This window comes from Actinomadura sp. NPDC049753, from assembly GCF_040674655.1.
GTDB classification, from domain to species: domain Bacteria; phylum Actinomycetota; class Actinomycetes; order Streptosporangiales; family Streptosporangiaceae; genus Spirillospora; species Spirillospora verrucosospora.
In genome coordinates, this window is the sequence record NZ_JBFARL010000072.1 from 22,550 (window position 1) to 35,908 (window position 13,359).

Consider the following 13,359-nt stretch of genomic DNA (forward strand, 5'->3'; position numbering starts at 1 on the left):
CGCCCCGGGGCGGCGGTCTGGGGGACGAAGCGAAATGCTTCGCAGTGTGCGGACATGTGCCCTGCGTCCGGTGAGAACACCGCGACGAGAGGAGAGGGCTTGCCATCCCCATTGCGAGAAACCCACCCGCCCGACGACCGGCGGCGCCGCTTCGAGGACGTCTACGCGGCCAACCGCGCCCGGATCCTCGGATACGCGCTGCGCCGCACGAGCGACCCGCAGGACGCCGCCGACGTCCTGGCGGAGACGTTCCTCACGGCCTGGCGGCGGCTCGACGACGTCCCGCCCGGCGACCAGGCCCGGCTGTGGCTGTACGGGGTGGCCCGGCGCGTCCTGGCCAACCACCACCGCGGCGAGCGCCGCAGGTCCGCGCTGGCCGCCGACCTCGGGGCCCGGCTGCGTGACGGCCTGGCCGTCCAGGACCTGTCCGGCGACGACCTGACCGGTGTGGGCGCCGCGTTCCGCGGCCTGTCCGAATCCGACCGCGAGCTGCTGGCCCTCGTCGGCTGGGAGGGCCTCGACCACGGCGAGATCGCGACCGTCCTGGGCTGCTCCCGCAACGCCGTGCGGATCCGCCTGCACCGCGCCCGCCGCCGGTTCGCCCGCGCCCTGACCCACGCCGGCGCGGACGCCCCCGGCGCCGAGGCGCGCGCCGCGTCGCCCCGCGCCACCTCGGCCCCCGCCACTTCAGCGCCCGCCAGTTCCCTGCACGCCGCGTCCCTGCACGCCGCGGGGCGGCGGATCCCGAACGGAGACACCACATGAAGCGCGACATCGATCCCCTGATCGGAGGGCTCGCCTCCGTCACGGACCGGCAGGCCGCGACGCTGCTGCCCGACGACGCGGCCGCCGCCCTCGCCGACCGCATCACCGCGACCGCGTCCCTCCCGGCGGTGGACGGGCCGCCCGCCCCGCACCGGCGGCGCTCGCCGGTCATGCGCATCGGCCTCCCGCTGGCCGCGGCGGGCGTCGCCTGCGCGGCCGTCACGGCGGTCGTCGCGACCCGCGACGGCGGACCCGGCGGCACCCCGGGCGTCACCACGACGAGCCCGCGCGTCTCGCTCGTCGCCGCGCTGACCTTCACCCGCAAGGGCGGCTACATCGACGTCCGCGTCCGCGACCCGCTGGCCGACCCGAAGCGCTACAAGGAGGAGTTCGCCGCCCACGGCCTCGACGTCACGCTGTCGATGGTCCCGGCGTCCCCGTCCATCGTCGGCACCGTCGTCATGATGGACACCAGCGAGAACACCGGCGAGCGCGACGTCACCACGATCACCGCCAAGGGCGAGTGCGAGACCGGCGGCGGGGGCGACGTCTGCCCGGTCGGCGTCCGGATCCGCACCGGCTACAAGGGCACCGCCGCCATCGCCTTCGGACGGGAGGCCCGTCCGGGCGAGCGGTACGACAGCACCGCCCCCGCAACGGCTCCGGGCGAGGTCATGCACGGCATGACCTACCGCAAGCACCGCGTGGGCGAGGTGCTGGCCGCCCTCCGCAAGCGGCACGTCACGGTGCCGGAGTACCGCGCCATGGATGGCAACGTCGGCAAGGCGCTGAAGCCCGGCCAGGTCCCGCCCACGTGGTACGTCCACGACGCGGTTCCCTGGGCCAAGAACCAGGTGCTCCTTTTCGTGGGCCCCGAGCCCACCGAGCAGGCGAGCAGCCAGCCGCCCTCGGCGCCTCCCGGCGTCCCCTCGCCGAGCCCGACCCCGGCAGGATGAGCGGCGGCGGACCGCCCCGGACCGGGGCGGTCCGCTTCCTCACGGCCCGGTCATCCCCCTCCGCGACGGGACAGCGCCCGGTCGAGGAGGACGGCCGGCACGACGGCCGCCGCCAGGGCGGCGCCGATCCAGGTGACGGACGTCAGGCCCGCGCCGGCGTTCATGGCCGCGCCGGCGAGCGCCGGAACGAGGCTGATCCCGAGCTGGAACGCCGAGACGGTGGTGGCCCCGGCGAGCGTGGGCGCATCCGACGCGATCGCGAACACCCGCCCGTAGATGGCCGGATTCAGCACGAATCCGGCGATCCCGAGCAGCAGGACGAGCGGGACGACGGCCGGCGCGTGCTCGGCCAGGACCGCGAGCAGCACGGAACAGGCGAAGATCCCCAAAGCCCCGGTCAGGAGCGCGTGGGTGGGCCGCCTGTCGGCGATCCGGCCCCCGGCGGACAGGCCGATGAAGGCGCCGACGCCGAACAGCGCGAGGATCGCGGGGACCCACACGCCCGGAACGCCGGTGACGCCGGTCAGCAACGCCGCGAGGTAGTTGAACGAGATCATGTAGGCGGCGGTGCTCAGGATGGTGGCGGCGTAGACGACCCACAGCTGCGGCCGCCTCATCGTGCGCAGCTCCCGCCGCACGCTCGGTTCCGCGTCCGCGCCGGTCGCGGGGATCGCGACGAGGCTCAGGACCGCGCCCGCCGCGGTCAGGACCACCACGCCCCAGAACCCGCCCCGCCACCCGGTGAAGTAGCTGAGCAGCGCGCCCGCCGGACCACCGGCGATCATCGCCAGGCCGAGGCCGCTGACGACCACTCCGGAAGCCCGCGCGGTGCGGTCGGACGTGACGAGACCGATCGCGGTGACCGCCGCGACGGCCCAGTACCCCGCGTAGGCCAGCCCGCACAGGAAGCGCGTGGCCACCAGCACCGCGTAGCTGTCGGCCGCGAGGCCCACCGCCACCGCGACCGCGAAGACGACCTGCGTGGCCACCAGCGTGGTGCGCCGCGGCCAGCGCAACGTCAGGATGGCGAAGGGAGGCCCTCCGATGACCACTCCGATGGCGAACGCCGAGATCAGCGCACCGGCGGAGGACAGGCTGATCCCCAGGTCGTCGGCGATCTCCGGCAGGACCCCGGCCAGCAGGAACTCCGCGCTGCCCATCGCGAACAGGCTGAACGCCAGCAGGTAGACCCCGAGCGGCAGCCTCCCCCCGGAAACCGGCACCCGCTGCGACACGGTTTCGACGCTCACCGAACCCCACCCCCGCCGCGGCACTGGCCGCCCCCGTGGTGGACGGCCTCGCCCAGCACCACCGGACACCGCGCGCCTCGCGCGGCACCGTGCCCGGCCACCTCCGCCCGGCCTGCCTCCAGGTCGCGCTCCTCATCGCTCAACGCGATCACCTCCGCCGCGGACGGTGCCCTCCCCGCCGACCGGACGGCAACCTTTGTTGCCACTTCTGGGACGGTTGCAGTGAAATGGGGGCATGGAGCACCCGCCCGCCATCGCCGACGCGCTCGCCGAGGTCGGCCCGCGCCTCAAGCGGCTGCGCAACGAGCGCAACGTGACCCTGGCCGAGCTCTCCGAGGCCACAGGGATCTCCAAGAGCACGCTGTCGCGCTTGGAGTCCGGCCAGCGCCGTCCCAGCCTGGAGCTGCTGCTGCCCATCTCGCAGGCCCACCAGGTTCCGCTGGACGAGCTGGTGGGCGCCCCCGAGGTCGGCGACCCTCGCGTCCGGCTGACCCCCCGGCGCGTGAACGGCAACACCGTCCTTCCCCTGACGCGCCAGCCCGGCCCGATCCAGTCGTACAAGATGGTTCTCCCAGCCACCCGGCGCGTGCCCGACCTCTGCACCCATGAGGGCTACGAGTGGCTGTACGTGCTGTCAGGACGTCTGCGCCTGGTCCTGGCCGATCACGACCTGCTGCTGGGCCCGGGCGAGGTGGCCGAGTTCGACACCCGCCTGCCGCACTGGTTCGGCACCACCGGCGAAGGCCCGGTCGAGGTGCTGAGCCTCTTCGGCCGCCAGGGAGAACGCATCCACATCCGTGCCAGACCGCGCCCCCGATGAGAAATGCTCCCGCTGGTCAGGAGGACAGCGTTTCGCGGACGGTCATCAGGGCGAAGCCCAGGAGGTTCTCGCCCTGCCAGGAGGCGGGGTGCTCGGCGCGGGGGTCGTCGGCGGCCAGGCCGATGCCCCAGACGCGGTCGAGGGGGCTCGCTTCCACGAGGACGCGGTCGCGGGTGCCGGCAAGATAGTCGCGAAGATCTTTGTTCTGGGCGAACTTGGCCTCGTTGCCCTTTGTGACAATGGTCACACGATTGTCGCGCCACGTCTGCTCGTCGAAGTCGCGGACGCGGCGGCCGAGGTCTTTCGCGCGACGGGGATGGGACGCGGCGATGACGGCGGCCGCCGTTTCCTCGTCGCCGAAGAGGCGGGCCTTTTCCGCCATCATGTAGTGCTCGGCGGTCGCGTACGCGACTCCGCCGACGGTGAAGGGGGACGGCCACCACTGGCTGAGGTAGCCGCGACCTGGGGTCTGGTGGCCCCAGAAGAACAGGAACCTCAGGCGCGTGCCCTGCTCCTGGAGGCGGGTCAGCTCGGCGACGTCCATGACTGAGAGCGTGCCAGGGACGGCCGCCGCGGTCCATCCGGTTTCCGCCGGGAATGGATGATCGATTGGCGTTGTTGAGAGGTTTGCCGCGGCCCTGGGTGGGAACCGCGGTCTAGACCATTTTGCGGACCCGGCATCTCGCCGGGACCATCTATTGATCCGGCCCGGCCTTGAACAGGAGGACTGCGGTAACAATGGACAACGCCCTGGCGAACCCCCGGCGGACCAAGATCGACGCGTGGCCCGAATGGCGGCCCGCGGAACCGGACTCCGAGCGCCCCGCGGAGGCCGATGTGTCCGAGGACGAGCTCGCCGCGCATTGACGGCCCTCCGGCCGATAGATCGGAACCCGCCCGGCCCCCGGGCGGGTTCTTCGCGTCCGGGCCCGAAGTGGGCGCCTGCGCGGGGTCGGGCTGCTTCGTCCAGGGCGGGATCGCCCACAAGGTCTTCCGGGTCCGGTGATGCTCCGCCGGGTGGCTAGAGGACGTCGACCGCCAGGTCGCGGACGGTCTGCTCGTCCACCTCGACGCCGAGGCCGGGGGCGTCGGGGACGAACGCGGTGCCGTCGCGGATCTCGACGGTCGGCCCCGCGTACGGGGACTCCATGAACTGGCGTCCGTTGAGGTCGACCGGGGTGTCGACGCCGAAGGCCGAGAAGAGGTGCAGGGACGCGGCGAGGCCGAGGTCGGAGTCGGTGAGGCCGGAGCCCATGAGCGCGACGCCGCAGTCCTCCGCGAGGGAGCACAGGCGGCGCGACAGGGTCAGCCCGCCGGTGCGCTGGACCTTCGCGATGGCGACGTCGACCGCGTCCAGGCGGACGAAGGTCGCCAGGTCGGACGGGTGGCGGAGGCTCTCGTCGAGCGCGACCGGGATCGGGCAGGCGTCGCGGAGGCGGCGCAGGCCCGCGATGTCGTTGGCCGGGAGGGGCTGCTCGAACGCGGTCACGCCGAGGTCCTCCAGGCGGCGCGCCAGCGCGAGGGCCGAGCGGACGGTGTAGCCCTGGTTCGCGTCCACCCAGAGCGCCGCGCCGTCGCCCGCGTGCAGGCGGACGGCCTCCACGACGTCGGCGTCCTCGGGGCCGAGGCCGACCTTCACCTTGAACGCCCGGTATCCGAGGTCGCGGCCCTCGGCGACGCTGTCGGCGACCTCGGCGGAGGTCCGGCCGGAGACGATCCACCCGAGGTCGATCGTCTCGCGGCGGCGCCGGCCCCACATGACGCCCAGCGGGACTCCGGCGGCGCGGCCGAGGAGGTCGTGGAGGGCGACGTCCACGGCCGACTTGGCGAGGGGCGCGCCGATGCTGAAGCCCCGGTTGATCGCGCGGTCGAAGGCGGTCGTCACGCCGTCGAGATCCCAGGCGGGACGGCCGGTGATCGCGGGCGCGAGGTACCGGTCGATCGTGGTGACGATGGACTCGGCGGTCTCGTACGTCCAGGCGGGGATGGGGGTCGCCTCTCCCCAGCCGTGCGCGCCCTCGGCGCTGACCTTCACGAGGACGCGCAGGCTGGGCCGCCCGGCGACCGCGACCGCGCCGCCGGACACCCCGAACGAGCGCCGGGTGGGCAGCGCGACGCAGAACGTCTCGATTTTCTCGATCTTCATTCACGCCTCCGGGAAGCGGGCGCTCGCGGGTCAGCCGGGCGGCGCGGTGCTGGCGCGCAGCACCACCTCGCCCGCGACGCGCTCGATGCGGCTGCGGCGGGTGGCGGGCTCGCGCAGGGCGAGGCCCATGACGCGCTCCCCCATCGCGTTCAGCGGCAGCGCGACGGTGGTGAGCGCCGGGGTCAGGTCGCGGACGATCGAGATGTCGTCGAATCCGGCGAGCGACATCTCCTCCGGCACTAACACGCCGTTGTCGCGCAGCGCGGCGAGCGCGCCGACCGCCATCACGTCCGTGACGGCGAACACGCAGGTCGGACGGTTCCCGCGGCGGAGCAGCTCGGTCGCCGCCTGGTAGCCGCCGTCGCGCGTGAAGGGGGCCTCGACGATGTGCTCGGGCGCGACCCGGACGCCCGCGTCGGCGAGCGCCTCGGTGAACCCGCCGAGCCGGTCGTGGACGGTCGTCAGGGCGCGGGGGCCGGTCAGCACGCCGAAGCTCCGGTGGCCGAGGTCGAGCAGGGCGCGGGCCAGGGCGGCGGCACCCTCCCGGTTCTGCGGCAGGATGGCGTCGACCTTGAGGCTGCGGTGCCGGCTGAGGACGGCGACGCGGCCGCCGGTGCGCTGGTAGGGGTCGAGCTCGGCGGCCATCGCCCGCTCCCAGTCGCGGTCCTCGAAGCCGGAGCCGATGAGCAGGATCGCGCGGGCGCGCTGGGCGCGCAGCATCGCCACGTACTCGACCTCGCGCGCCGGGTCGCGGAAGGTGCTGGCGAGCATCACCAGCATCCCGTGCTCGGCGGCGGTGCGCATGACGCCGCGGGCTACGGCGGCGAAGTAGGGGTCGCTGACGTCGTGGCAGACCACCCCGACGGACTTGCTGGAGGAGCTGGCGAGCGCCTGGGCGTGCGCGTTCGGGGTGTAGCTCAGCTCGGCCGCCGCGGCCAGGACGCGTTCCCGCAGGTCGGCACGGACCTGTGAGGTGCCGTTCAGGACGCGGGACGCGGTCGCCAGCGAGACGCTCGCCTCCTTCGCGACGTCCTGCAGGGTCACGTACGCCCGGTCGCCGGTGCGCTCCCCTTCGGCCGCTTCCGTCATCACCGCCCCCTCGGCCGGCACGGGCCCTCGCGGCGGGTTCCTGGCGAAGACCCTCTTGACCGCGGCGCGCGCCGCTTCTTACGGTACATCAGAAAGCGCTTTCTGAACGCGCTTTCCAAACCACCCCGTCCGGAGGAACCCATGGTGAGTCAGGGTACGACGGCCGCCCCGCCCTCGGCGGACGCGGCGGGCGTCGTGGAACGCGCCAGGCCCGGCGCGGGCGAACGGATCCGCGACGGCCTGGAACGGTCGTGGCGGCCCGTCGCCCTGCTGGTGGCCTGCTTCGCCGCGTGGTGGGCGATCAGCGCCTTCAAGCTGGTCGAGGCCTACTTCGTCCCCTCGCCCGGCGCGACGCTGCGGCTGATGGGCGACAAGTGGGGCTACATCTGGCACCACACGTGGGTCACCACGTACGAGACCCTGATCGGCTTCGCGCTCGCGGTGCTCATCGGCGTCGCGTCCGCGGTGATCATGGTGTACTCGTCGACGGTCGAGCGCACCCTCTACCCGATCCTGCTGTTCGCGCAGGTCGTTCCGAAGATCGCGATCGCCCCGCTGTTCGTGGTGTGGCTCGGCTTCGGCATCGGTCCCAAGATCGTCGTGGCGGTGCTGATCGCCTTCTTCCCGGTGGTGATCTCGATGGTCGCCGGGCTGAAGGCGGTGGATCCGGAGATGCTGCAGCTGTCGGCCACGATGGGCGCGAGCCCGATGGCCACGTTCTCCAAGATCCGGCTGCCGGCGTCGCTGCCGCACCTGTTCTCCGGCCTGAAGGTCGCGGTCACCCTGGCCGTCACCGGCGCCGTGGTCGGCGAGTTCGTCGGCGCGAACGAGGGGCTCGGCTACGTGATCCTGCAGGCCAACGGCAATCTCGACACCCCGATGCTGTTCGCCGGGCTGCTGGTCATGTCGGCCATCGGCGTGGTGCTGTTCGTCGTCGTCGAGGTGGCGGAGAAGCTGCTGCTGCCGTGGCACGCGAGCCGCCGCGGCGAGGCCGTCACCACGACCTACTGACGGCGCCGCCGGGCGGTGCGCCGACGCGCCCCGCCCACGCGCCCCCCGCCACCCGAACCGCCCGCCCGGAATCCGCCGGACGGGACGTCCCGACAGTCCAACGGCCGAGCACGACCCACCCCACTTACGGAGAGCCGTCCTATGAAACTCCGCACCCTCGCCATCGCCGTCATGGCGCCGGCCCTGGCACTCGCCGGCACCGCCTGCGGCGGTGACTCGGGCGACAGCACGAGCGCCTCGGGCAAGAAGCTGACCAAGGTCACGCTGACCCTGAACTGGTACCCCTACGGCGAGCACGCGCCGTTCTACTACGGCAAGAAGAAGGGCATCTTCGAGAAGCACGGCATCGACCTGGAGATCAAGGCGGGCCAGGGCTCGCAGAAGACCGTCCAGGCCACCGGCGCCGGGCAGACCGACTTCGGCTGGGCCGACACGCCCGCGCTGCTCGCCGCCGTCGACAAGGGCATGCCGGTCAAGAGCATCGGCGTGTTCCTGCAGACGACGCCCGCGTCCGTGCAGTCGTTCACCTCGGCCGGGATCAAGAAGCCCGCCGACCTGAAGGGCAAGAAGATCGCCGGGACGGCCGGGGACGCGCTGGCGCGCACCTTCCCGGTGTTCCTGCAGAAGAACGGGATGAGCGCGAGCGACGTCCCCGTCCAGAACACCGACCCGGCCGGGAAGATGGCCGCGGTGCTGGCCGGCAAGACCGCGGGCCTCATGGGCTTCGCGAACGACCAGGGCCCGACGATGGCCGCCAAGTCCGGCAAGGAGGTCTCGTACCTGCGGTACTCCGACTTCGGGCTGAACTTCTTCTCCAACGGCCTGCTGGCCGGCGAGCGGAAGCTGAAGAGCGACGCCAAGCTCGTCAAGGAGATGGTCGCGGCGACGAGCGAGTCGTGGACGGCCGCGGAGGGCGACCAGGCGGGCGCCGTCGCGAGCATGGCGGGCGCGTCCGAGCAGCTGCCGCCCGAGAAGGTGCTGACCGAGCAGTTCAAGACCACGCTGACGCTGCTGCACACCCCCGCGACGCAGGGCAAGGCGCCCGGCGTCAACTCCGAGGACGACTGGAAGCAGACGATCGCCACCTTCCAGCAGGCCGGGGTCATCGGGAAGGCGCAGGCGCCGTCGGAGTACTGGCAGGCGTCGGCCGCTCCGCAGACGTGACGGGACGAGCGATGAGGATCATGAGCGAGAAATCCACCGCGAAGCCGGAGACGGGACGGAAGACCGGCCGGGAGACGGGCGGGGAGAACGCCGTCAGCCTCGACGAGGTCGCCGTCCGGTTCCGCACCCGCAAGCGCGACGTCACCGCCCTGCGCGAGGTGTCGCTGGAAGTCCCGATGGGCGAGTTCGTCGCGATCGTCGGTCCGTCCGGCTGCGGCAAGTCCACGATGCTGAAGCTGGTCGCGGGGCTGCTGAAGCCCTCGACCGGGGACGTGCGGCTCCGCGGCGACAAGGTCAGGGGACCGCGCCACGACATCGGCTACGTGTTCCAGCGGGCCGCGCTGCTGGAGTGGCGCAGCGCCCGCAAGAACATCCTGCTCCAGGCGGAGATGCGCAAGATGCCGGCCGAGCAGGCGCGCAGGCGGACCGCCGAGCTGATCGAGATGACCGGCCTGAAGGGCTTCGAGGACGCGCTGCCGCACGAGCTGTCGGGCGGCATGCAGCAGCGGGTCGCGCTGTGCCGGGCGCTGCTGCACGAGCCGCGCGTCCTGCTGATGGACGAGCCGTTCGGCGCGCTCGACGCCCTCACCCGCGAGCAGCTCAACATCGAGATGAACCGGATCTGGCGGGAGACGGGCACCACCGTCCTGCTGGTCACGCACTCCATCGCGGAGGCCGCCTACCTGGCCAACCGCGTCGTGGTGATGACCGACAGGCCCGGGTCGATCGCCGAGATCATCGACGTCGACCTGCCCGCGGAGCGCGACTACGCCGCCACGATGGCCCGCCCGGAGTTCGCCCGCGTCACCAACCGCGTCCGGGGGCTTCTCGGCGCGGGCGCCGCGGCGGACTGACCGGGCGCGCACACCGACCGGCGCGCACCGACCGGCACGCCCGAGGGCGCGCCGCACTGGACACACGACAGGCTAGGAAGGAACGGGATGGCACGCAGGTCCATCGGGATCGTCATGAACGGCGTCACCGGCCGGATGGGGTACCGCCAGCATCTTCTGCGCTCGATCCTCGCGATCAGGGAGCAGGGCGGGGTCCGCACGGCCGAGGGCACCGTGCTGTGGCCTGAGCCGGTGCTGGTGGGACGCAGCGAGACCAAGCTGCGCGAACTGGCCGAACGGCACGGGCTGACGGCGTGGACGACCGACCTGGCCGAGGCGCTGGCGCGTCCGGACACCGACGTCTACTTCGACGCCCAGGTCACCTCCGCGCGGGTCGAGGCGATCCGCGCGGCGGTGGCCGCCGGCAAGCACGTCTACACCGAGAAGCCCATCTCCGAGGATCTCGACGAGGCGCTCGCCCTGGCGCGCCTGGCCGACGAGGCCGGCATCAAGCACGGCGTGGTGCAGGACAAGCTGTTCCTGCCGGGGCTGCTCAAGCTCAAGCGGCTGGTGGACGGCGGGTTCTTCGGCCGGATCCTGTCGGTGCGCGGCGAGTTCGGGTACTGGGTGTTCGAGGGCGACTGGCAGGAGGCCCAGCGGCCCAGCTGGAACTACCGCGCCGAGGACGGCGGCGGCATCATCCTCGACATGTTCTGCCACTGGCGGTACGTGCTGGACGGTGTGATCGCGCCGGTGCGGTCGGTGCAGGCGCTGGGCGCGACCCACATCGGCGAGCGGGTGGACGAGCACGGCAAGCCCTACGAGGCCACCGCCGACGACGCCGCCTACGGGATCTTCGAGCTGGAGGGCGGGATCGTCGCCCAGATCAACTCCTCGTGGGCCACCCGGGTGTTCCGCGACGAGCTGGTCGAGTTCCAGGTCGACGGCACGGAGGGGTCGGCCGTCGCCGGGTTGCGGCGCTGCCGCGTCCAGCACCGGTCGATGACGCCGAAGCCGGTGTGGAACCCCGACCTGCCCGCCACCGAGGACTTCCGCTCGCAGTGGCAGGAGATCCCCGACAACACCGAGTTCGACAACGGCTTCAAGGCCCAGTGGGAGATGTTCCTGCGCCACGTCGCCGACGACGGCCCCTTCCCCTGGGACTTCTACGCCGGAGCGCGCGGCGTCCAGCTCGCCGAGCTGGGCCTGCGGGCGTGGCGGGAGGGCCGCCGCCTCGACGTCCCGGAGCTGACCCGATGAGGATCGACCTGCCCGGGGCGCCCGGCTACGCGATGAGCGAGCCGCGCACCTACAAGCCGCCCGCGGGGCCCGCCGCGTCGCGCGTCGCGTACGCGGCCGCGCACGTGGTGGCCGGGGACGCGGCGGCGGGCGACGAGACCCTGGACTGGGACGCGACGCTGGCGTTCCGCCGGCACCTGTGGTCCTACGGGCTGGGCGTCGCCGAGGCGATGGACACCGCCCAGCGCGGCATGGGCCTGGACTGGGCGACGACCCGCGAGCTCATCGTGCGGAGCGGTGAGGAAGCGCTTTCAGCAGGGGGCCGGATCGTCTGCGGGGCGGGCACCGACCAGCTGCCCGCCGGGCCCGCGTCGCTGGAGGAGATCGCCGCCGCCTACGAGGAGCAGCTCGCCGTCATCGAGTCCGTCGGCGCGGTGCCGGTGCTGATGGCGAGCCGGCACCTGGCCGCCGCGGCGAGCGGCCCCGAGGACTACGCCGCCGTGTACGGGCGGCTGCTGGCCCAGGTCAGGCGGCCGGTCGTGCTGCACTGGCTCGGGCCGATGTTCGACCCGGCGCTGGAGGGCTACTGGGGCTCGGCCGACCTGGACGTGGCGTCCGGCGCGCTGCTCGCGCTGATCGGCGAGCACGCGTCCAGGATCGACGGGGTGAAGATCTCGCTGCTGGACGCGGCACGGGAGATCGACCTGCGCCGCCGGCTGCCGGCCGGGGTCCGGCTCTACACCGGGGACGACTTCAACTATCCGGAACTGATCCGGGGCGACTCCGAGGGGCACAGCGACGCGCTGCTCGGCGTCTTCGACCCCATCGCGCCCGCCGCCGCGGCCGCCCTGCACGCGCTGGACGGCGGCGACACCGCGTCCTACGAGGAGATCTTCGGCCCGACGGTGCCGCTGGCCCGGCACCTCTTCGAGACGCCCACCTACTACTACAAGACGGGAGTGGTGTTCCTGGCCTGGCTGACCGGCCACCAGCGGCACTTCCGGATGGTCGGGGGGCTGGAGACCGCGCGTTCGGTGACGCACATGGCCGGCCTCTTCCGGCTGGCCGACGCCGCCGGCCTCTTCCCCGACCCCGACCTCGCGGCGCACCGGATGCGCGCCTGGCTGACCGTCCAGGGAGCCGCGTGATGGGACTCCACGTGATGGGGGGCCGCGTGTGAAGAGGTTCAGCCTCAACCAGTGGACGACCAGGCACTGGCCCCTGGAGGAACTGGCCGCCGGCTGCGCGTCCGCCGGGGTGACGGGTGTCGGGCTGTGGCGCGAGCCCGTCGCCGAGTACGGCCTGGCCCGCACCGGCAAGCTCATGCGCGACCACGGGCTGGCGGTCACGTCCCTGTGCCGGGGCGGCTTCTTCCAGGAGCCGGACGCGCTGGAGAACAACCGCCGCGCCGTCGAGGAGGCGGCCGAGCTGGGCGCGCCGTCCCTGTGCCTGGTCAGCGGCGGCCTTCCGGACGGGTCCCGCGACCTGGACGGGGCGCGCTCGCGCGTCGCCGACGTCCTGGCCGAGCTCGCGCCCTACGCGGGCGAGCACGGCGTCCAGCTCGCGATCGAGCCGCTGCACCCGATGTTCTGCTCGGACCGCTGCGTCGTCTCCACCCTCGGGCAGGCGCTCGACCTCGCGGCGCCCTTCCCGTCCTCCCAGGTGGGCGTCATGGTCGACACCTATCACCTGTGGTGGGACCCGGCGGTGTGGGACGGCATCGCCCGCGCGGGCGCCGAGGGGCGGATCTCGCTGTTCCAGGTCGCCGACTGGGTGACGCCGCTGCCCGAGGGCGTCCTCACCGGGCGCGGCATGCTCGGTGACGGGCGCGTCGAGCTGCGCCGCTTCCGCGAGGCGGTGGACGCCACCGGCTACACCGGCCCGATCGAGGTGGAGATCTTCAACGACGCGCTGTGGGCCATGCCGGGGCCCGAGGCCCTCGCCCTGACCATGGCCCGCTACGAGGAGCACGTCCTCAGGGAAGACGGGGCGTGACGTCCGCTCCGGCGCGCCCGCGCACGTCCGGCCCCGGCGGTGGGCGGACGTGGGGGGCGGCGGCCGGGGCGTGGCTCGGGTTCGGGACGGC

At 73.0% G+C, this 13,359-nt stretch carries 14 protein-coding genes; 10 read left to right on the top strand and 4 right to left on the bottom strand.

The genetic code is table 11. The annotated features are described in order from the left end of the window. Nucleotides 1-99: 99 nt before the first annotated feature. Nucleotides 100-765, top strand: a complete 666-nt coding sequence (locus tag AB0K37_RS19845) for an RNA polymerase sigma factor (RefSeq protein WP_363982935.1) — start codon at nt 100-102, stop codon at nt 763-765. Next, nucleotides 762-1,721 carry a hypothetical protein gene (locus AB0K37_RS19850; protein WP_363982938.1) on the top strand — a complete coding sequence of 320 codons (960 nt, stop codon included), beginning with the start codon at nt 762-764 and terminating at the stop codon, nt 1,719-1,721. The genes AB0K37_RS19845 and AB0K37_RS19850 overlap by 4 nt, the downstream gene beginning before the upstream one ends. Nucleotides 1,722-1,771: 50 nt before the next feature. Here AB0K37_RS19850 and AB0K37_RS19855 read toward each other — a convergent pair whose 3' ends face one another. Further along, entirely contained in the window at nt 1,772-2,971 is a 1,200-nt protein-coding gene (locus AB0K37_RS19855; RefSeq protein WP_363982941.1) for an MFS transporter, read from the bottom strand. A gap of 235 nt (nt 2,972-3,206) precedes the next feature. Between AB0K37_RS19855 and AB0K37_RS19860 the strand changes: the two genes are divergently transcribed. Further along, nucleotides 3,207-3,791, top strand: a complete 585-nt coding sequence (locus tag AB0K37_RS19860; RefSeq protein ID WP_363982944.1) for an XRE family transcriptional regulator — start codon at nt 3,207-3,209, stop codon at nt 3,789-3,791. 16 nt (nt 3,792-3,807) lie between these two features. On the opposite strand, the gene AB0K37_RS19865 is transcribed toward AB0K37_RS19860, so the two are convergent. After that, nucleotides 3,808-4,335: an NADAR family protein gene (locus AB0K37_RS19865; RefSeq protein ID WP_363982946.1), complete on the bottom strand. Its 528-nt coding sequence runs from the start codon at nt 4,333-4,335 to the stop codon at nt 3,808-3,810. Nucleotides 4,336-4,529: 194 nt separating this feature from the next. Between AB0K37_RS19865 and AB0K37_RS19870 the strand changes: the two genes are divergently transcribed. Further along, nucleotides 4,530-4,658, top strand: a complete 129-nt coding sequence (locus AB0K37_RS19870) for a hypothetical protein (RefSeq protein ID WP_268247751.1) — start codon at nt 4,530-4,532, stop codon at nt 4,656-4,658. A 154-nt stretch (nt 4,659-4,812) separates the two neighbouring features. Here AB0K37_RS19870 and AB0K37_RS19875 read toward each other — a convergent pair whose 3' ends face one another. Continuing rightward, the gene (locus AB0K37_RS19875; protein WP_363982949.1) at nt 4,813-5,937 is read right to left on the bottom strand and encodes an enolase C-terminal domain-like protein; all 1,125 of its coding nucleotides are present in this window, start codon (nt 5,935-5,937) and stop codon (nt 4,813-4,815) included. A 30-nt stretch (nt 5,938-5,967) separates the two neighbouring features. Continuing rightward, nucleotides 5,968-7,026 carry a LacI family DNA-binding transcriptional regulator gene (locus tag AB0K37_RS19880; RefSeq protein ID WP_363982952.1) on the bottom strand — a complete coding sequence of 353 codons (1,059 nt, stop codon included), beginning with the start codon at nt 7,024-7,026 and terminating at the stop codon, nt 5,968-5,970. Between the two features lie 141 nt (nt 7,027-7,167). On the opposite strand from AB0K37_RS19880, the gene AB0K37_RS19885 reads away from it, so the two are divergent. From AB0K37_RS19885 to AB0K37_RS19910, 6 genes are all read left to right on the top strand, one after another. Next, nucleotides 7,168-8,037, top strand: coding sequence for an ABC transporter permease (locus tag AB0K37_RS19885; RefSeq protein ID WP_363982955.1), 870 nt, complete (start codon nt 7,168-7,170; stop codon nt 8,035-8,037). A 141-nt stretch (nt 8,038-8,178) separates the two neighbouring features. Beyond that, nucleotides 8,179-9,201 carry an ABC transporter substrate-binding protein gene (locus tag AB0K37_RS19890; protein ID WP_363982958.1) on the top strand — a complete coding sequence of 341 codons (1,023 nt, stop codon included), beginning with the start codon at nt 8,179-8,181 and terminating at the stop codon, nt 9,199-9,201. Nucleotides 9,202-9,221: 20 nt separating this feature from the next. After that, nucleotides 9,222-10,055 carry an ABC transporter ATP-binding protein gene (locus AB0K37_RS19895; protein WP_363982961.1) on the top strand — a complete coding sequence of 278 codons (834 nt, stop codon included), beginning with the start codon at nt 9,222-9,224 and terminating at the stop codon, nt 10,053-10,055. An 87-nt stretch (nt 10,056-10,142) separates the two neighbouring features. Beyond that, nucleotides 10,143-11,294 (top strand): Gfo/Idh/MocA family oxidoreductase, encoded by a 1,152-nt coding sequence (locus AB0K37_RS19900; RefSeq protein WP_363982964.1) that lies wholly within the window; start codon nt 10,143-10,145, stop codon nt 11,292-11,294. Between the two features lie 32 nt (nt 11,295-11,326). Continuing rightward, nucleotides 11,327-12,421, top strand: a complete 1,095-nt coding sequence (locus AB0K37_RS19905; RefSeq protein WP_363982970.1) for a dihydrodipicolinate synthase family protein — start codon at nt 11,327-11,329, stop codon at nt 12,419-12,421. Nucleotides 12,422-12,449: 28 nt separating this feature from the next. Beyond that, complete coding sequence (locus tag AB0K37_RS19910) at nt 12,450-13,268, top strand: sugar phosphate isomerase/epimerase family protein (protein WP_363982967.1); 819 nt, start codon at nt 12,450-12,452, stop codon at nt 13,266-13,268. Nucleotides 13,269-13,359 lie beyond the last annotated feature (91 nt).